The sequence below is a fragment of the Comamonas sp. GCA5 genome, from assembly GCF_036541385.1.
In the GTDB taxonomy this organism is placed as follows: Bacteria; Pseudomonadota; Gammaproteobacteria; order Burkholderiales; family Burkholderiaceae_C; genus Comamonas; species Comamonas aquatica.
Window position 1 is genome coordinate 1 of record NZ_JAZHFR010000010.1, and the last position, 18644, is coordinate 18644.

Sequence of the window (18644 nt, forward strand, 5' to 3'; positions counted from 1 at the left end):
GGCGCCGACGGCCAACCGCTGGCGGCGGCACTGCCCGCCGCCGCGACGGACACGCCCCAGCACCAGGCCCTGCGCTACCGCGTGCACGGCTGGATCAAGGGGCTGGAATACCACGCCCAGGCCGAGCTGAGCTGGCACACCGAGGACGGCCGCTACCTGGCGCGCCAGTCCATCAGCGCCTTCCTGCTGGGTTCGCTGGAGCAGACCAGCCGCGGCCGCATCGGCGCGGAGGGCTTCCAGCCCGAGCGCTTTGACGACCGCCGGCTGACCCGGCTGCGCAGCGCCACGCTGGACTGGGAGGCCCAGCTGGCCCGCTTCGAGCCCGAGCGCCCGCCGGCCGCCATCGGCCCCGGCACCCAGGACCGCCTGAGCGTGTTCCTGCAACTGTCCGCCCTGCTGGAGCACCTGCCCGCGCTGCGCGCGCCCGGCACCCTGGTGGAGATCCCCACCCTGGGATCGCGCAGCCTGCAGATGTGGCAGTTCCGCGTGCAGGACACCGACACCCTGGCGCTGCCCAGCGGCCCGCTGGCCACGCTGCGCCTGCAGCGCGCGCCCCAGTCCGGCGACCGCGAGCAGGCCCTGCTGTGGCTGGCGCCCGCGCTGGGCTACGCGCCGGTGCGCATCCAGATGCAGGAGTCCAATGGCGACCACCTGACGCTGACACTGCGCGAGCTGCCCTGAGGAACACGCAAAATAGCATCTGACGCTGATTCAGTCTGCGTCAGATGCCAATTTGGTCATGCATCCGTGCCACGCGCCGTGGCCATCCGGGCGGCCCTCAGCTGTCGCTGCCGTCCCCCTGCGGCGAGACCAGGGTCTGGTCGATCGCGCCAAACAGGCTCTGGCCATCCTTGCCCTTCATCTCGATGCGCACCGTGTCGCCAAACTGCAGAAAGCCGGTCGTGGCCTGCTCCTGCTGCTGCAGCTCCATGGCGCGCTTTTCCGCGATGCTGTGAAAGCCCTTGGACCATTCCGTGCGCCGTGCCGCGCCCCGGCCGCTGGTCACGCCCTGGTTGCTGACCACGCCACTGCCCACCACCGTGCCAGCGCGCAGGCTGCGCGTCTTGCAGGCCTGGGCCAGCAGCTGGCCGAAGTGGAAGGCCATGTCCTCGCCGGCCTCGCACATGCCCACCTTGCGCCCGTTCCAGCTGCTGTTCAGCGGCAGGTGCACGCGGCCACCGCGCCAGGCCTCACCCAGCTCGTCCAGCGTCACCGCCACCGGGCTGCAGCCCAGGGACGGCCAAGCGTGCACCGGCCCCCAGCCTGCCTCCGGCGGCGTGGGCATCAGCTGGCGCAGGTTCCAGCTGTTGCACAGCATCAGCAGGCGGATGCCGAACAGCGCCTGCTCGGGCGTGCTGCCCATCGGCACATCGCCGGTGATCGCAGCCAGGCCGGCGCCAAAATCCACGCCCAGGGCCGCGCTGGGCACCACCACCTCCTCGCAGGCGCCGGACAGGCTGTCGCCCGCGCCCTGGCGCAGTACGGGCTCGGTGCCGGGCAGCGCCCAGTCCGGCTGGGTCAGCGCCAGGTGCGAGGGATAGGCCCCGCCCTCCAGCCACTGGTAGGCGCGCGGCAGCGGTGCCATGCACTGCATGGGGTCAAAGGCGAAGGCATGCGGCGCGCGGCCGGTGTTCAGCTGGTGGTACAGGTCCTGCAGCTGGGGCGCCATGAAGCCCCAGTCGTCCAGCACCTGCTGCAGGCGCGAGGCAATGCCGGTGGCGTAATGGGCCAGCCGCAGGTCGCGCGAGACGACGACCAGTTGCCCGTCGCGGGAGCCGTCTTTGTAAGTGGCAAGTTTCATGTGCAATGCGGTGTAGACCGGAAGGCCATACAGCAGCACACGGCGTGGGCTGCTGTAAGAATGGAAGGGTGCGAGTGAGCCAATGCCCGTGGCGCCAGCCGCCCGGATGCGGCCCGCCAGCGGCGGCTGCAGGCTCACACTGCGTAAGCTGCAAATTCTAAGGTTCGCCCATGCCACTGCACCCTTGCTTCCGTGCCGCGCCTGTCTGGCGCCTGGGTCTGCTGACCCTGCTGTCCACCGCCGCTGCCCTGGGCGGCACGGCCAGCCATGCCCAGCCGGCCTCCGCGCCGATCGAGGTGCGCAACGCCCAGGGCACGCTGCGCCCCGAGGCCAGCCTGGCCTGGCGTGCGCCGGCGGCGGCGCGCCTGCAGTTCACGGTGCAGGGCAAGTTCAAGGGCCTGCCCTACCAGACCCGGGCCCAGCTGGACTGGCTGCCCCAGGGCCAGCGCTACGAAGCCGCGCAGGAGGTGCAAATCCCCGTGCTGGGCAGCCGGCGCCAGTCCAGCGTCGGCAGCATCGGCCCCCAGGGCCTGCAACCCGAAATCTTCCTGGACCGCAGCCGCAAGGAGTACAGCACCACCTTCGACGCCGCCGCGGGACAGATCCGTTTCAGCCGGGGCAGCGATCCGGCGCCCTGGCAGCGTGGCACCCAGGACCGCATGAGCGTGTTCTTCCAGGTGGCCGGCATGCTGGCCGCCGCGCCGCAACGCTACCCCGTGGGCACGCAGATCACGGTGCAGGCCGCCAGCAGCAGCCGGGTGGCTCCCTGGACCTTCACGGTGCGCGGCACCGAAGAACTGAAGCTGCCCGCCGGCCGCATGAGCGCCATCAAGCTGGAGCACAGCTCGGACAGCGGCGCGGCCGACGGCCTGCAGTCGGCACTGTGGCTGGCGCCCGGCCTGCAATACCTGCCGGTGCGCATCCGCATGCTCGAGGACGGCGGCCGCGACGAGCTGGACCTGAAGCTGCAGTCCCACAGCAAGCCCTGACCTGCGCCGACCGGGCCCGCCGTTGCGACCCGGCCATTCGTGGAATACTGGAGTTACCCGGTCGCCGCCGGGCACCTTGAAACTGACCGTCTCGCCCGCAACTGGCTGGCAGGGCCACCGCCCACCCGGCATGGCCCGCGAAACGGCAAGAGAGGAGGACCACCATGCAAATGCTTTACGACTCCGACACTTTTGTGGTGCTCCACTTGCAACCCGATCTCGGGCTGCCCGCAGAAATCCTGCTGACCGATGGCCAGACCAGCGCCCCCGGCCTGCCCCGCCACGGTTTTGAGATCGTGGACAAGCGCTCGGGCAAGGAGGTCTACCTGGACGGTTCCTGGGCCGAGCTGTTCCAGCAGCAGATCCAGCAGTGGCAGCGCGAATCGCCCAGCGAGGAAGAGGTCGAGGACACGCTGGAGCGCTACGCCCAGCTGGCGCAGAACCCCGTCGTGATGCACTGAGGGCTGCGCCGCGGGCGCACCGACCGCCCGGAGGGGGCGGCTCGGCGCCCGGGCCTAGATGCCCAGACCCAGGCTGTTGAGGCTTTCCTGGCGACGGCGCTGGGCCTCGCCTTCCAGCAGCACGGTGAATTCGCCCACCGGCAGGGGGCGGCTGCAGAAATAGCCCTGGTAGAAATGGCAGCCGTGCTGGCGCAGGAACTCCAGCTGCGCCGCGGTTTCCACGCCCTCGGCCAGCACTTCCATGCCCATGCTCTTGCCCATGGCGATCACCGCATGGCTGATGGCCATGTCGTCAGCGCTTTGCGGGATGTCGCGGATGAAGCTCTGGTCGATCTTGAGCAGGTCGATGGGGAAGCGCTTGAGGTGGGCCAGCGACGAATAGCCGGTGCCGAAGTCGTCGATCGCCAGGCGCAGGCCCAGGTCCTTGAGCCCGCGCAGCACCGTGAGCGCCTCGTCGGGGCGCGCGGCCAGCGCACTTTCGGTGATTTCCAGCTCCAGGCGCCCGGCGGGCAACCCCGAGCGCGCCAGCGCCTGGCGCGTGCAGCCGACGATGTCGGTCAGCAGGAACTGGTGCAGCGACAGGTTCACCGCGATCGAGATGTCGGGCAGGCCCTGGCTGCTCCAGGCCTGGGCCTGGCGGCAGGCCTCACCCAGCACCCATTCGCCCAGCGGGCCGATCAGCCCGGTGCTTTCCGCGACCGGGATGAAGCGCGCCGGGGAGATCATGCCGTCCACCGGGTCAAACCAGCGCACCAGGGCCTCGCAGCCGATCAGCCCCCCGGTGGCGATGTCGATCTGCGGCTGGTAGAACAGTTGCAGGTGCCCCTGGGCCACGGCATTGCGCAGCCGCGACTCCAGCGCAATGCGCTCGCGCGCGGCCTGGGTCATGTCCTCATTGAAGAAGCACCACTGGTTGCTGCCGCCCTTGCCATCCTTGGCGCCATACACCGCGGCGTGCGCGCCCTGCACCAGCAGGGCCGCATCCTGGGCGTGCTCGGGGTAGCAGCAGATGCCGGCACTGCCGCTGACCACCACGGCAAAGCCATCGGGGGATTTCCAGGGCTGGGCTGCCGCATGGATCAGGCGCTCGGCAATGTCCGAGGCCTCCTTGCGGTGCTTGAGGTGGCGCGTCAGCACCACGATCTCGTCGCCCGCCATGCGCGCGATCAGGTCCCCTGGCCGCAGAGCAGATTGCACCTGGCGCGCAATGTGGCGCAGCACCTCGTCGCCCACGGCGTGGCCGTAGCTGTCGTTCACGTCCTTGAAACGGTCCAGGTTCAGCAGGATGACCGCCATGCGCTCGCGCGTTTCGACCGCGTGGTGCACACAGCGCGTCAGCTCCTGCACGAACCAGTTGCGGTTGGCCAGGCCGGTCAGGGCGTCGCGGTGGGCCAGATGCTCCAGCTGCCGCTCGCGCTGCTTCTCCTCGGAAATATCGGTGAACATGCACACGTAGTGCGAGACATGGCCTTGCGGGTCGCGCACCGCGTTCAGCGACATGCGCTCCGGGAAGATTTCGCCGTTCTTGCGCTTGTTCCAGATTTCCCCGCGCCAGTGGCCACTGCGGTGCAGGCTGCTCCACATCTCGTCATAGAAGGCCTTGTCGTGCAGGCCGGACTTGAAGGTCGAGGGGCGCTTGCCGATCAGCTCCGCCGCCTCGTAGCCCAGCAGACGCGAGAAGGCCGGGTTGACCGACAGGATGTGGCTGTTGGCATCGGTCACCACGATGCCTTCGGCGGTGTTTTCCACCACGCTGGCCGCCAGCCGCAGGCGGTCTTCCTCGGCGCGCTGCTGGGTCTTGTCGGTGATGATGCCGGAGAAGCGCACGGGCTGGCCGCGGTCGTCCAGGTGGCGGGTGCCGCGGGCCTCGAACCAGCGGTAGGCCCCGTCAAAGCACAGCACGCGGGCCGTCACCACAAACGGCACGCCCTGCTCCAGCGTGGCCTGGGCCGCCTGGCCCACCATGGCGCGGTCGTCCGGGTGGATGCGCGGCTTGAAGCGAAACTCCTCCGAAAAGTTGCAGCCCTCGTAGCGCATCAGCTTGGCCACGCCCTGCGAGAAGGTGTGGCGCCGCTGGGCCATGTCCCAGTCCCACATGCCGCTGCCGCTGCCATCCAGCGCCAGGCGCAGCTTTTCCTCGCTGGCCTCCAGGGCCTGGCGGTCGGCGCTGCGCCGCGCCTCGGCGCGCATGGTCCGCAGCACCAGCCAGGCCGCGTAGCAGCCCGACAGCAGCACGAACACATAGTCCTGCCCTTGCTGCAGCAGCAGGTACAGCGCACGGTCCTGCACCAGCTGCGGCATGATCGCGTCCCCTGCGCCAAACCACAGCAGGCCGACCACCAGATACAGCACCAGCGCCCGCCAGGGTGCCAGATGCGGGACTGCGTCCTCATGTTGCATGTATTCCCTCAATCCCCTCTTGACCCCGGCCATGCTGCGACAATTGCCCCCGCTATGACCCAAGCCTACATCCTTACTCTGTCCTGCCCCGACCGCCGTGGTCTGGTGCATGCCGTCTCCGGCTTCCTGCTGGAGCAAGGCGCCAACATCGAAGAAGCTTCCCAATTCAACGACAGCGCCACCGGTCTGTTCTTCATGCGCGTGCAGTTTGCCTGCGAGCACACCGACCTGGCCGGCCTGAAGGCGGCCACCGCCGTCATGGCCGACACCTACGAGATGAAGTGGAGCCTGCACGCCGAGTCGGAGCGCATGAAGACCGTGCTGATGGTCAGCCGCCAGGGCCACTGCCTCAACGACCTGCTGTTCCGCTGGAAATCCGGCCTGCTGCCCATCGACATCAAGGCCATCATCAGCAACCACCGCGACTTCTACCAACTGGCCGCCAGCTACAACATCCCGTTCCACCACATCCCGGTGACTGCCGCCACCAAAGCCCAGGCCGAAGCCAAGCAGTTCGAGATTATCGAGGCGGAAGGGGCCGAGCTGGTCGTTCTGGCCCGTTATATGCAGGTCCTGTCTAATGACTTGTGTCAAAAACTGTCCGGACGTGCGATCAACATCCACCACAGTTTCCTGCCCAGCTTCAAGGGTGCCAAGCCCTACTACCAGGCGCATGACCGTGGCGTGAAACTGATCGGCGCTACCGCCCACTACGTGACCGCGGATCTGGACGAAGGCCCGATCATCGAGCAGGACGTGGCCCGTGCCGACCACACCGACACCGTGGAAGACCTGACCGCCCGCGGCCAGGACACCGAAAGCCAGGTGCTGGCGCGTGCCGTGAAGTGGCACAGCGAACACCGTGTGCTGGTCAACGGCCACAAGACCGTGGTCTTCCGCTGAGCGAAGCACATCGCAGCAGCTAGCGCTTGTCGTTGCTGGGTTTCCGTAGGTTTTCACCCTTGAAATCAGCAACCGCAAGCGCTTCTTGCTTTTAAAACCGCAGCAACCGCCCCGCGCCATGTCCACACCCCGCAGCAACGGCCAGCGCCCCAGCCGCTTCTTTGACAGCCGCTCGGCCCGGCGCATCCCGCCAATCCAGTGCCTGCTGACCTTTGAAGCCCTGGCGCGCCTGCGCAGCGTGACGCTGACGGCCGAGGAGCTCAGCGTCACGCCCAGCGCGGTCAGCCACCGCGTGCGCCAGCTGGAGCAGGTGCTGGGCACACAGCTGTTCGGGCGCACGGACTTTTCGCTGACCACCGACGGCCAGAACTACCTGCAGCAGGTGCGCGAAGGCCTGGGGGCGCTGCAATGCTTCCCCAACCACCCGGTGGCCAGCGGCCGCGCGCGGCTGAAGATCGCCGTCACGCCGACCTTTGCGCGCTGCATGCTGATCCCGCGCCTGGCGCAGTTCACCGAGGCCTACCCCGAGATCGACCTGACGCTGCAGGTCGCCATCCCGCTGCTGGACGTGGTGGCCGAGGATGCCGACCTGATGGTGCGCTACGGCGTTGGCCATTACGCGGACGTGGAGCACCTGGAGATCGCCCGCGACGTCTACACGCCCGTGGCCTCGCCCAGTTTTCTGCGCCAGCACGGCCCCATCACCAAGCCCGAGGACCTGCAGGAGCTGCCGCTGCTGCGCAGCCCGCTGGAATCCTGGCGCCCCTGGTTCCAGGCTGCCGGCCTGGACTGGGCCGAGCCCAGCGAGGGCTCGCAGTTCAACGATGTGGGCCTGCTGTGCGACGCCGCCGCCGCCGGCATGGGCGTGGCGCCGGTGCGCCTCAAACTCGGGGCCCCTGGCTGGACAACGGCACCTTGGTGCGCCTGTTCGACCTGGACGTGGCCAGCCCCCATGCCCACTACCTGTGTTGGCGCACCGGCACCATGGACCGCTGGGAATGCCAGGCCTTCGCCGAGTGGCTGGCCAAGACCGTGGGCTGATGATTTTTTGAGCTAAATTGGCACTTAACACAAGCAGGACGAGCGTCAGCAGCTCCTGCTTTTGAAGTACCTGGATGCCCCCGGCGTCGTGCCGGTGGCGCTTTCACAGCCGCTTGCCAAAAAAATCACAGCACCGCGCCACGGCTTGCCCTACAGTCGGCGCCATGACCAGCCCCAGCCTTTCTGAACGCGCCACCCGCCAGGCCGAAGTCGTGGCCGCCCTGCGCCAGCATGTGCCCGAGCACGCCCTGCTGTGGAATGCCGAAGACACCACACCGTACGAGTGCGACGGCCTGACCGCCTACCGCCAGCGCCCGCTGGTGGTCTGCCTGCCCGAGACCTATGACCAGGTCCAGGCGGTGCTCAAGGCCTGCCACGCCGTCAACGTACCCGTGGTGGCACGCGGCGCGGGCACCGGCCTGTCCGGCGGCGCCATGCCCCACGCCCTGGGCGTGACGCTGTCGCTGGCCAAGTTCAACCAGATCCTCAAGGTCGATGCCTACAGCCGCACGGCCGTGGTGCAGTGCGGCGTGCGCAACCTGGCCATCAGCGAGGCCGCTGCGCCCTACGGCCTGTACTACGCCCCCGACCCCAGCAGCCAGATCGCCTGCACCATCGGCGGCAACGTGGCCGAGAACTCCGGCGGCGTGCACTGCCTGAAATACGGGCTGACGGTGCACAACGTGCTGAAGGTCAAAGGCTTCACCATCGAGGGCGAACCGGTCGAGTTCGGCTCCGACGCGCTGGACGCGCCCGGCTACGACCTGCTGGCCGCCATGATCGGCAGCGAGGGCATGCTGGCCGTGGTGACCGAGGTGACCGTCAAGCTGATCCCCAAGCCGCAGCTGGCGCGCTGCATCATGGCCAGCTTCGATGACGTGCGCAAAGCCGGCGACGCCGTGGCCGCCGTGATCGCGGCCGGCATCATCCCGGCCGGGCTGGAGATGATGGACAAGCCCATGACGGCCGCGGTGGAAGACTTCGTCAAGGCCGGCTACGACCTGACGGCCGAGGCCATCCTGCTGTGCGAATCCGATGGCACGCCCGAAGAGGTGGAGGAAGAGATCGCCCGCATGAGCGAGGTGCTGCGCGCCGCCGGCGCCACGGCCCTCAGTGTGAGCCAGAGCGAGGAGGAACGCCTGCGCTTTTGGAGCGGGCGCAAGAACGCCTTCCCCGCCAGTGGCCGCATCAGCCCCGACTACATGTGCATGGACTCAACCATCCCGCGCAAGCGCCTGGCCGACATCCTGCTGGCCATCCAGGAGATGGAAAAGAAGTACCAGTTGCGCTGCGCCAACGTGTTCCACGCCGGCGACGGCAACCTGCACCCGCTGATCCTGTTCGATGCCAACGACGCCGACGAGCTGCACCGCTGCGAACTGTTCGGCGCCGACATCCTGGAGACCAGCGTGGCCATGGGCGGCACGGTGACCGGCGAGCACGGTGTGGGCGTGGAAAAGCTCAACAGCATGTGCACCCAGTTCACCACCGAGGAGAACCAGCAGATGTTCGCCCTGAAGGCCGCCTTCGACCCGGCCGGCCTGCTGAACCCCGGCAAGGTCATCCCCACGCACAACCGCTGCGCGGAGTACGGCAAGATGCTGGTGCGCGGCGGCCAGATCAGCCACCCGGACCTGCCCAGGTTCTGAGCGGCCCAGCGCCCGCCTGCCACATCGTTTGCAGCCCCGGGCGGCCTCTGCGTGCAGATGCGCTCGGCGGCGGGCGCTGCCCGAGACCACCACCACGGGGCCATCCCCGCGCCACGGGGACCCGATACGCCGCCCTGACCACGGCGGCGCCGGGCACAGGGCGGATGCGCCCAGGGCCCGTGGCACCTGGGGCCTGCAAAGCGCTTTTCACCACCGCAGCCCCACGCAACCACGCGCTCCCTGACCCTCTTCCCGCGCCAACTGCGCGAAATCCCGCTGTGCGAACCCCGGCCCTTGCTCTACAAGGGCGGGAGGACGGACCAACGAGGAGGCGCCATGGCCAGTGGAGGCGGTGATTGGAAAGACATGTACAACGCGGCCGAGCGCGGCGATGCGGCCTGCGTGCGCTACCACCTGAGTGCCGGGGTGGACGTCGACTACCAGCACCCCGAGGTGATGCAGACGGCCCTGATCGCCAGCCTGCTGCAGGGCCATACCGAGGTCGCACGTCTGCTGCTGGAGCACGGCGCCGACCCCAACCTGCCCGCGGAACTGGGCAGCCTGAGCCCGCTGCAGGCCGCGCAGTCCCGCGGCCATGCCGAGCTGCTGCCGCTGCTGCAGGCCTACGGGGCCGTCGCCCGCCCGGCCCCGGCACCCGTCTGGTGGCAACGCTGGCTGCCCCTGTGAACGCATGCCCCACGCTGCGGCCAACCCGACAGTATGGCCGCAGCGTGCAACTTTGGAAACATCCCCCGGGGGCTAACCCTAGTGGCACCGCAGGCCTTTGCCCACACCACGCTGCAAAGCTGCAACACTAGACCGGTGAACCCCGCCAACCCGCACCGGGCGGCCTTGCAGCCCGGCGCTGCCACCGCTTCCTGCGCCACCGACTGCAGACCTTGTACAGCCCGCCACCGCCCTGCGGTGGCGCCGCAGGCTGGCGGGACCTTGTTGTGCCCCCGCGGCCAGCGGCCCGTTTCACTTCCGTGCTTGCCATGAACACCTCCGTTTGCCTGCCCCCTGCCGTTCCCGTCCGCCTGGCGGTGTCGCTGGCGTGCACCCTGCTGCTGGGGGGCTGCGCCCCTGGCGCGCCGTCCCTGGCGCAACCCGACCCCGGCGTGCTGCCCGGCCAGTGGCCCTCCGACAGCCATGCCACCCCGGTGACCGCCGCCTTGCCCGACTGGCAGCAGTGGGTGCAGGACCCCACGCTGGCCCAGTTGCAGACCCAGGCCCTGGCCCACAACCGCGACCTGCGCCTGGCGCTGCTGCGGGTCGAAGAGGCGCGCGCCGTGCACGGCCTGCAGCGTGCCGACCGGTTTCCGACGGTGGCCGTCGGCAGCAGCCATGCCCGGGCCCGCGTACCCGGCGATCTGAACGTCAGCGGCCGCCCGGTCACCGGCAGCGACCATGAAGTCTTCGTCGGCCTCAACAGCTGGGAGCTGGACCTGTGGGGCCGCGTGCGCAGCCTGGACGAGGCCGCCCTGCAGCAGTACCTGGCGAGCGCCGCCGGGGCCCGGGCCGCCCAGTTGACGCTGCTGGGCCAGGTGGCGCGCAGCTACCTGGCGCTGCGCGAGACCGACGAGCGCCTGCACCTGGCGCGCAGCACGCTGGACACCCGGGCCGAGACCCAGCGCATCTTCACGCGCCGCCACGAGGTCGGCAGCACCTCCAAATACGCGCTGACCCAGGTGCAAAGCCTGTACAACCAGGCCCATGCCCTGGTGGTGCAGCTGCAGCAGGCGCGCGCGCAGCAGGTCCATGCCCTGGGCCAGCTCACGGGCCAGGCGATCGACCCGCTGCCCGCCCTGCCACCGGGTGCCGCCATCCTGGGCGAGGTCCCGGCCGGCCTGCCCTCCCACCTGCTGCAGGCGCGGCCCGACATCGTTGCCGCCGAGCACCAGCTGCAGGCCGCCCACGCCCAGGTGGCGGCCGCCCGCGCGGCCTTCTTCCCGCGGATTGCGCTGACCGGCAGCTTCGGCACGGCCAGTGCCCAGCTGGACGGCCTGTTTGAGAGTGGCAGCAAGGCCTGGACCTTTGCCCCCAGCATCTCCCTGCCCATCCTCGACGGGGGACGCCGCCGCGCCAACCTGGACCTGGCCACGGTGCGCCAGCACAGCGCCGTGGCCAGCTACGAGCGCAGTGTGCAGACCGCCTTCCGCGAGGTGGCCGATGCCCTGTCGGCGCGCCACTTCCTGGCGCAGCAGCTGCGCGTGCAGCAGGACAACCTGCAGGTGCTGCAGGAGCGCAACCGCCTGGCCCAGCTGCGCTATGACAACGGCGCCTCGCCCTACCTGGACGTGCTGGATGCCCAGCGCGAGCTGCTGGGCGCCGCGCAGCAGGCGGTGCAGGTGGCCTACGCCCTGCAGGCCGCCCAGGTCAGCCTGTACACCGCCCTGGGGGCGCCCCGCCGGCACCGACCGCCAGCGCCCCTCCGCCGTCACCCCCTAACCGACCGCATTGCCCACCATGCCCATCGCACCCACCACCCGCAAAACCCTCACCACCGTCGCGATTGCCGCGGCCCTGCTGCTGGCCGCTGGCTACGCCTGGCAGCAATGGCAGGCCAGCCAGGTCGATGCCGGCCTGGCCAGCGGCAACGGCCGCATCGAAGCCACGGAGATCGACGTCGCCACCAAGCTCGGCGGCCGGGTCGAAGAGATCCTGGTCACCGAAGGCGCCTTTGTGAAAGCCGGCGAGCCGCTGGCGCGCATGCAGATCCACACCCTGCAGGCCCAGCATGCCGAGGCCGTGGCCGGCAAGGACCGGGCCGAGCACAACGTGGCCGCCGCCCGCGCCCAGGTGGCGCTGCGCGAAAGCGACCACGCCGCCGCCCTGGCCCTGGTGACCCAGCGCGAGGCCGAGCTGGACGCCGCACAGCGCCGCCTGGCGCGCTCCGAAACCCTGGCCAAGGAAGGCGCCAGCGCCGTGCAGGAGCTGGACGATGACCGCGCCCGCATGCGCAGCGCCCAGGCCGCACTGAAGGCCACCCAGGCCCAGGCGGCGGCCGCCAAGGCGGCCATTGAGGCGGCCAAGGCCCAGGTCACCGGCTCGGTCTCGGCCGTGACCGCCGCTGCGGCCACCGTGCAACGGATTGATGCCGAGCTCGACGACAGCACGCTGACCGCCCCGCGCGACGGGCGCGTGCAGTTCCGCCTGGCCCAGCCCGGCGAGGTGCTGGGGGCCGGCGGCAAGCTGCTGAACCTGGTGGACCTGTCGGACGTGTACATGGGCTTCTTCCTGCCCGAGACCGTGGCCGGCCGCGTGGCCCTGGGCGCCGAGGTGCGCATCGTGCTGGACGCCGCGCCACAGTGGGTGATCCCCGCCAAGGTCAGCTTCGTGGCCAGCACCGCCCAGTTCACGCCCAAGACCGTGGAGACCGCCAGCGAGCGCCAGAAGCTGATGTTCCGCGTCAAGGCGCAGATCGACCCGCAGCTGCTGCAAAAGCACCTGCGCCAGGTGAAGACCGGCCTGCCCGGCCAGGCCTGGGTGCTGGCCGAGCCCGGTGCCCAGTGGCCCGCCCACCTGCACGTGAAGCTGCCGGAGTAAGCGCGCATGACGGTGGCGCCCCCCCCTTCCCGCCTCGCGGTGGCCCGACTGCAGGACGTGCGCCTGCGCTATGGCAGCACCGAGGCGCTGCGCGGCATCACGCTGGAGATTCCCGCCGGCGGCATGGTTGGCCTGATCGGGCCGGACGGCGTGGGCAAGTCCAGCCTGCTGTCGCTGCTGGCCGGTGCCCGCGCGGTGCAGGACGGCCAGGTCTGGGCCCTGGGCGGCGACATGCGCAGCCAGGCGCACCGCGAGGCCGTGTGCCCGCGCATCGCCTACATGCCGCAGGGGCTGGGCAAGAACCTCTATCCCACGCTGTCGGTCGAGGAGAACCTGCAGTTCTTCGCCCGCCTGTTCGGCCATGACGCGGCCGAGCGCCGTGCCCGCATCGACGACCTGACGCAGAGCACCGGGCTGAAGAAATTCCTGGCGCGCCCGGCCGGCAAGCTGTCGGGCGGCATGAAGCAGAAGCTGGGCCTGTGCTGCGCGCTGATCCACGACCCCGACCTGCTGATCCTGGACGAACCCACCACCGGCGTGGACCCGCTGGCGCGCGCCCAGTTCTGGGACCTGATCCGCCGCATCCGCAGCACCCGCCCGCACATGAGCGTGCTGGTGGCCACGGCCTACATGGACGAAGCCCAGCGCTTCGACTGGCTGGTGGCCATGGACGACGGCCAGGTGCTGGACACCGGCACCCCGGCCGAGCTGCTGGCGCGCACCGCCACGCAGTCGCTGGAGGCGGCCTTCATCGCCCTGCTGCCCGAGGCCAAGAAGCGCGGCCATGCCGCGGTGGAAATCCCGCCGCTGCAGGCCGACGACCAGGACATCGCCATCGAGGCCCAGGACCTGACCATGCGCTTTGGCGACTTTGTCGCCGTGGACCATGTGAACTTCCGCATCCGCCGCGGCGAGATCTTCGGCTTCCTCGGCTCCAACGGCTGCGGCAAGTCCACCACCATGAAGATGCTGACCGGGTTGATGCCGGCCAACGCAGGCCAGGCCTGGCTGTTCGGCAACGCGGTGAATCCCAATGACATCGCCACGCGCCGGCGCGTGGGCTACATGTCGCAGGCGTTCTCGCTGTATGGCGAGCTGACGGTGGAGCAGAACCTGGTGCTGCACGCCCAGCTGTTCCACGTGCCCGAGGCCGAGGTGCCGGCGCGCGTGCAGGAGATGCTGGAGCGCTTCGGCCTGACCGCCGAGCGCCGCGAGCTGCCCGAGCGCCTGCCGCTGGGCCTGCGCCAGCGCCTGTCGCTGGCCGTGGCCATGGTGCACCGGCCCGAGCTGCTGATCCTGGACGAGCCCACCTCGGGCGTGGACCCGGTGGCGCGCGACCAGTTTTGGCGCCTGCTGGTGGAGCTGTCGCGCCGCGACCAGGTGACCATCTTCATCTCCACCCACTTCATGAACGAGGCCGCGCGCTGCGACCGCATGTCGATGATGCACGCCGGCAAGGTGCTGGACAGCGACACGCCCGCCGCCCTGGTCGCCAAGCGCGGCGCGGCCACGCTGGAGGAGGCCTTCATCGGCTACCTGGTCGAAGCCTCGGGCGAGGCCGCACCAGACCTGGACGCAAAACCCGAAGCAACCAGCGCAAGCTCTGCGCCAGCTTCAGGCACAAAACCATCTGAAAGCCTTGCCGAATCAGCGGCGACCGCTCCTGCTTCTGAAGCTGCACGCCCCGCCCGCTTCAGCCTGCAGCGGCTGTGGAGCTATCTGTGGCGCGAAACCCTGGAGCTGCAGCGCGACCCGGTGCGCGCCACCATGGCGCTGGCCGGCTCGCTGGTGCTGATGGTGGTGATCGGCTTCGGCATCAGCATGGACGTGGAAGACCTGCGCTTTGCCGTGCTGGACCGCGACCAGAGCACGCTGAGCCAGAGCTACACGCAAAGCCTGTCGGGCTCACGCTACTTCGTCGAGCAGCCACCGCTGCACAGCTACGAAGAGCTGGACCGGCGCATGAAAAGCGGCGAACTGTCGCTGGCCATCGAGATCCCGCCCGGCTTTGGCCGCGACGTGCTGCGCGGCCGCCCGGTGGCCGTGGGCGCCTGGTTTGACGGCGCCATGCCGCAGCGCGGCGAGACCGTGAAGGGCTATGTGCAAGGCATCCACCAATACTGGCTGGTGCAGCAGGTGCGCGAGCGCACCGGCCTGCGCATGGGCACCCAGGTGGCGATCGAGACACGCTTTCGCTACAACCCCGATGTGAAGAGCCTGCCCGCCATGGTGCCCGCCGTCATCCCCATGCTGCTGCTGATGTTCCCGGCCATGCTGACGGCCCTGGCCGTGGTGCGCGAGAAGGAGCTGGGCTCCATCGTCAACCTCTATGTCACCCCGGTCACGCGGCTGGAGTTCCTGCTGGGCAAACAACTGCCCTATGTGGCCCTGGCGCTGCTCAACTACCTGCTGATGTGCGCCATGGCGGTGTTCGCCTTCGGCGTGCCCATGACCGGCAGCTTCATGGCGCTGACGCTGGCGGCCCTGCTGTTTGCCGTCATCGCCACCGGCATGGGCCTGCTGGCCTCGGCCGTCACGCGCAGCCAGATCGCGGCGCTGTTCTTCGCCATGCTGGGCACGCTGATCCCGGCCACGCAGTTCTCGGGTCTGACCGACCCGGTCAGCTCGCTGGAAGGCACGGGCCGCTGGATCGGCGAGATCTACCCCGCCACCCACATGTTCGCCATCAGCCGCGGCGTGTTCAGCAAGGCCCTGGGCCTGCACGAGCTGACCAGCGCCTACCTGCCGCTGCTGCTAGCCATTCCCGTGATCATGGGCATCGCCATCTGGGCCTTGCCCAAGCAAGAGAAGTGATGCGACACCCCCCTTTGGCGCTGCGCGCCTTCCCCCCGCTCTCGCACCGCTTCGCGCTGCGGGCAGGGGGACGACAGCCTCGCTGCGGGGCGGCCCTGGCTCGCTGTCACTGGCGAATGGGGACTCGGTATGCGACATGCCATACCAGCAGCGCCTTCGCCTCTGCATCTTCTTTGGCTGTCTGCCAGAGCGAGCCCGCGCAGCGCAGCGGGGCGCCGGTCGCGCGCCACAACGCCCAGACAGCGCTGCAGGCGCGGCGTGGGCCCGCAGACAGTACTTGGGGATGGCCAGGGCCTGCAACCAAGCCTGCGGCGCTGTCTGGGCGCCCCCGCACGAATCACTTACCAAGGCCACCACAAAACGGCGCTTCGGCCCCTGTGAAGTATTGGAAAAACTGCCATGCTGCATAGTTTGAAAAACATCTGGCGCCTGGGCGTCAAGGAATTGTGGAGCCTGTGGCGCGACCCGGTGATGCTGGTGCTCATCGTCTACACCTTCACCGCCTCGGTCTACACCGCCGCCTCGGCCATGCCCGAGACGCTGCACCACGCGCCCATCGCCATCGTCGACCAGGACCAGTCGCCGCTGTCGGCGCGCATTGCCTCGGCCTTCTACCCGCCGCAGTTCATGCCGCCGCAGATGCTGGACTGGCAGCAGGTGGACCCGGGTATGGACGCCGGCACCTTCACCTTCGCGCTGACCATTCCGCCCGGCTTCCAGCGCGACGTGCTGGCCGGCAGGAAGGCCGAGCTGCAGCTGAACGTGGACGCCACGCGCATGAGCCAGGCGTTCTCGGGCAGCGGCTACATCCAGCAGATCGTGCTGGCCGAGATCAACGAATTCACCCAGCGCCACCGCAGCGCCAGCACGCTGCCGGTGGAGCTGGAGCTGCGCGCGCGCTTCAACCCGTCGCTGAACAAGATCTGGTTCGGCGGGCTGATGCAGATCATCAACAACGTGACCCTGCTGTCCATCATCCTGACCGGCGCGGCGCTGATCCGCGAGCGCGAGCACGGCACCATCGAGCACCTGCTGGTGATGCCGGTCACGCCCACCGAGATCATGCTGGCCAAGGTCTGGTCCATGGGCGCCGTGGTGCTGGTGGCGGCCGGGGTGTCGCTGAACCTGGTGGTGCGCGGCTTTCTGCAGGTGCCGATCGAGGGCAGCATCCCGCTGTTCATGGCCGGCGCGGCGCTGTGCCTGTTCGCCACCACGGCCATGGGCATCTTCATGGCCACGGTGGCGCGCTCCATGCCGCAGTTCGGCCTGCTGATGGTGCTGACGCTGCTGCCGCTGCAGTTGCTGTCGGGCGGCATGACGCCGCGCGAATCCATGCCCCAGCTGGTGCAGGACATCATGCTGCTGGCACCGACCACGCACTTCGTCGAGCTGGGCCAGGCCATCCTCTACCGCGGCGCCGGGCTGGGGGTGGTGTGGAAGCCCTTCCTGGCGCTGGCCGCCATCGGCAGCGTGCTGTTTGCGCTGTCGCTGGCGCGCTTTCGCAAGACCATCAGCCAGATGGCCTGAGCGCGGCGGCGCCCGGCGGCAGAAGCCGGGTGCCGCACGCGCCTACCCGCATCGCGCCACAATGCGGGCTTTGACGCAGACCGCCGTGCCGCACCCATGACTGAAGCAAGCTTTGAAGAACACCTGCAATCCGGCAACGCCATGGTCGCCCGGGCCCAGCAGGCCGCGACCGTCGACTTCCAGCAGGCCCGCGCCCTGTGGCAGCAGGCCGGCCAGCACTTCTTCCACGCCCACAAGGCCGACCCCGACCACGCCGAAGCGGCCTTCCGCCTGGCCCAGGCCTGGATGGCCGAGGCCCTGGCGCTGCAAAAGGAAGGCTCGGCCAACGCCCTGGTGATGTGGTCCAACGCCGCCGCACAGTGCGAGCAGGCCTTCGACCTGGACCCGGACAACGGCCGCGTCGCCATGACGGCCGCCAGCTGCCACCACTTTGCCGGCGAGCACGACGCCGCCAAGGCCTGGAAGCAGATCGGCGAGCACCTGCTGCAAACCCAGGCGCCCGACGCAGACGGCGTCTGACATCCTGCGCTGCATAAAAAAAGAGCACCCCGCGCAGGGTGCTCTTTGCTTTCAGGCATGCAATGCCCTCAAAGGCTCGAAAGATGAGCGCCAGGCGCTCTCATTTTCTAGGCCTTCCGGTCAACGCAGGCCCGCAGCGCGGTAGACCTGTTGCAGCTGCGCCAGATTGCCCAGCAAGGCGGTCGGGCCGGCGCTGCCCAGCAGGTACCAGCCCTTGGGGTCCAGAAACACCACCTGGCCCTTGCGGCCGGCCTGCGTGCCGCGCACCTGGGCGTTGTCGAACACCTGCTGCGACGGGATGAGGGCGCCGCCGCCGGGCGCCGAGCCAGTGGCCGCGTTGCGGTCGATCACATAGATCCACGCCGGGTCGAGCCGGGCCACCGCGTCCAAGTCGTACACCGCGCCGCGCGCCGGCAGGTCCTGGGCGCGGAGTGCCGAGCGGGCCCCCAGCACATCGAACAGGAAACCGAAGCGCGAGCCCGGGGCGTTCGGCAGGATGCGCTCGTTCACCGCCATCAGCAGCAGGCCCGGCTCGGCCTGGGCCGCCAGGTGGCGCACCACGCCCACCTCGCGCTCCAGGCGCGCCAGCAAGGCCTGGCCCTTGGCCGGCTGGCCCGACAGCTGGGCCAGCTGCGTGATGTTGCGCGCCATGTCCTGCAGCAGGTGGTCGCCGCGCACGCTGAAATCCAGCGTCGGCGCGATTTTGTCCAGCCCCTCGTACTTGGCCGCGGAACGGCCGCCGACGATGATCAGATCGGGGCGGATCTGGCTCAGCGCGGCGTAATCGGGCTCGAACAGCGAGCCCGCCACGGTGTAGCGCGCATCGCGCATAACCCGCCAGATAGGGCGGCAGTTGGGCCTGGGGCACGCCGCGCACCGCCATCCCCAGTGCCTGCATGGTGTCCATGCGTGGCCAGGTCGTAGACCACCACGCGCAGGGTCCGCTGCGGCACCGCCGTGGCGCCCTGCGCATGCTGCACCAGCACCGTGGACG

General features: G+C 69.4%; 13 protein-coding genes and 2 pseudogenes. 12 read left to right on the top strand and 3 right to left on the bottom strand.

Annotation, left to right across the window (positions count from 1 at the left end; all coding sequences use genetic code 11):
- Positions 1-681, top strand: a 681-nt coding sequence (locus tag SJH88_RS04010) for a DUF3108 domain-containing protein (protein WP_274753659.1), incomplete at its 5' end; no start/stop codon positions are given.
- A gap of 97 nt (positions 682-778) precedes the next feature.
- Here the strand turns inward: SJH88_RS04010 and SJH88_RS04015 are convergent.
- A complete protein-coding gene (locus SJH88_RS04015) occupies positions 779-1801 on the bottom strand; it encodes a fumarylacetoacetate hydrolase family protein (protein ID WP_274753660.1) in 1023 nt (340 codons plus the stop codon).
- A 170-nt stretch (positions 1802-1971) separates the two neighbouring features.
- Between SJH88_RS04015 and SJH88_RS04020 the strand changes: the two genes are divergently transcribed.
- Both SJH88_RS04020 and SJH88_RS04025 read left to right on the top strand, forming a co-directional pair.
- Positions 1972-2790: a DUF3108 domain-containing protein gene (locus tag SJH88_RS04020; RefSeq protein ID WP_274753661.1), complete on the top strand. Its 819-nt coding sequence runs from the start codon at positions 1972-1974 to the stop codon at positions 2788-2790.
- A gap of 164 nt (positions 2791-2954) precedes the next feature.
- The gene (locus SJH88_RS04025; RefSeq protein ID WP_154164160.1) at positions 2955-3251 is read left to right on the top strand and encodes a BTH_I0359 family protein; all 297 of its coding nucleotides are present in this window, start codon (positions 2955-2957) and stop codon (positions 3249-3251) included.
- 54 nt (positions 3252-3305) lie between these two features.
- Here SJH88_RS04025 and SJH88_RS04030 read toward each other — a convergent pair whose 3' ends face one another.
- Complete coding sequence (locus SJH88_RS04030) at positions 3306-5651, bottom strand: putative bifunctional diguanylate cyclase/phosphodiesterase (RefSeq protein ID WP_270149717.1); 2346 nt, start codon at positions 5649-5651, stop codon at positions 3306-3308.
- Positions 5652-5705: 54 nt separating this feature from the next.
- On the opposite strand from SJH88_RS04030, the gene purU reads away from it, so the two are divergent.
- The 9 genes and pseudogenes from purU (at position 5706) to SJH88_RS04075 (ending at position 17650) form a co-directional block, all read left to right on the top strand.
- Positions 5706-6554, top strand: coding sequence for a formyltetrahydrofolate deformylase (purU, locus tag SJH88_RS04035; RefSeq protein ID WP_042418682.1), 849 nt, complete (start codon positions 5706-5708; stop codon positions 6552-6554).
- Between the two features lie 118 nt (positions 6555-6672).
- A pseudogene (locus tag SJH88_RS04040) lies at positions 6673-7595 on the top strand (LysR substrate-binding domain-containing protein).
- A 164-nt stretch (positions 7596-7759) separates the two neighbouring features.
- Positions 7760-9244, top strand: coding sequence for an FAD-linked oxidase C-terminal domain-containing protein (locus SJH88_RS04045; protein ID WP_274753662.1), 1485 nt, complete (start codon positions 7760-7762; stop codon positions 9242-9244).
- A 336-nt stretch (positions 9245-9580) separates the two neighbouring features.
- The gene (locus SJH88_RS04050) at positions 9581-9931 is read left to right on the top strand and encodes an ankyrin repeat domain-containing protein (protein WP_274753663.1); all 351 of its coding nucleotides are present in this window, start codon (positions 9581-9583) and stop codon (positions 9929-9931) included.
- A gap of 308 nt (positions 9932-10239) precedes the next feature.
- Positions 10240-11586: pseudogene (locus SJH88_RS04055) on the top strand (efflux transporter outer membrane subunit); the annotation flags it as partial.
- Positions 11587-11710: 124 nt separating this feature from the next.
- Entirely contained in the window at positions 11711-12790 is a 1080-nt protein-coding gene (locus tag SJH88_RS04060) for an HlyD family secretion protein (RefSeq protein ID WP_274753664.1), read from the top strand.
- Positions 12791-12796: 6 nt separating this feature from the next.
- Positions 12797-15604 (top strand): ribosome-associated ATPase/putative transporter RbbA, encoded by a 2808-nt coding sequence (gene rbbA / locus SJH88_RS04065; protein WP_274753665.1) that lies wholly within the window; start codon positions 12797-12799, stop codon positions 15602-15604.
- A gap of 399 nt (positions 15605-16003) precedes the next feature.
- On the top strand, positions 16004-17131 hold the full coding sequence (locus SJH88_RS04070; protein WP_274753666.1) for an ABC transporter permease: 1128 nt from the start codon (positions 16004-16006) through the stop codon (positions 17129-17131).
- 96 nt (positions 17132-17227) lie between these two features.
- The gene (locus SJH88_RS04075) at positions 17228-17650 is read left to right on the top strand and encodes a hypothetical protein (RefSeq protein ID WP_274753667.1); all 423 of its coding nucleotides are present in this window, start codon (positions 17228-17230) and stop codon (positions 17648-17650) included.
- Between the two features lie 120 nt (positions 17651-17770).
- On the opposite strand, the gene SJH88_RS04080 is transcribed toward SJH88_RS04075, so the two are convergent.
- Positions 17771-18481: an ABC transporter substrate-binding protein gene (locus SJH88_RS04080; RefSeq protein ID WP_274753668.1), complete on the bottom strand. Its 711-nt coding sequence runs from the start codon at positions 18479-18481 to the stop codon at positions 17771-17773.
- Between the last annotated feature and the right edge of the window lie 163 nt (positions 18482-18644).

Bases quoted from the DNA above. Each gene is read 5' to 3' on its own strand.
- SJH88_RS04030 (WP_270149717.1), bottom strand. From the start codon at position 5,651: ATGCAACATGAGGACGCAGTCCCGCATCTGGCACCCTGGCGGGCGCTG.
- SJH88_RS04070 (WP_274753666.1), top strand. From the start codon at position 16,004: ATGCTGCATAGTTTGAAAAACATCTGGCGCCTGGGCGTCAAGGAATTG.
- SJH88_RS04015 (WP_274753660.1), bottom strand. From the start codon at position 1,801: ATGAAACTTGCCACTTACAAAGACGGCTCCCGCGACGGGCAACTGGTC.
- rbbA (WP_274753665.1), top strand. From the start codon at position 12,797: ATGACGGTGGCGCCCCCCCCTTCCCGCCTCGCGGTGGCCCGACTGCAG.
- SJH88_RS04075 (WP_274753667.1), top strand. From the start codon at position 17,228: ATGACTGAAGCAAGCTTTGAAGAACACCTGCAATCCGGCAACGCCATG.
- SJH88_RS04025 (WP_154164160.1), top strand. From the start codon at position 2,955: ATGCAAATGCTTTACGACTCCGACACTTTTGTGGTGCTCCACTTGCAA.
- SJH88_RS04020 (WP_274753661.1), top strand. From the start codon at position 1,972: ATGCCACTGCACCCTTGCTTCCGTGCCGCGCCTGTCTGGCGCCTGGGT.
- purU (WP_042418682.1), top strand. From the start codon at position 5,706: ATGACCCAAGCCTACATCCTTACTCTGTCCTGCCCCGACCGCCGTGGT.
- SJH88_RS04060 (WP_274753664.1), top strand. From the start codon at position 11,711: ATGCCCATCGCACCCACCACCCGCAAAACCCTCACCACCGTCGCGATT.
- SJH88_RS04080 (WP_274753668.1), bottom strand. From the start codon at position 18,481: ATGCGCGATGCGCGCTACACCGTGGCGGGCTCGCTGTTCGAGCCCGAT.
- SJH88_RS04045 (WP_274753662.1), top strand. From the start codon at position 7,760: ATGACCAGCCCCAGCCTTTCTGAACGCGCCACCCGCCAGGCCGAAGTC.
- SJH88_RS04050 (WP_274753663.1), top strand. From the start codon at position 9,581: ATGGCCAGTGGAGGCGGTGATTGGAAAGACATGTACAACGCGGCCGAG.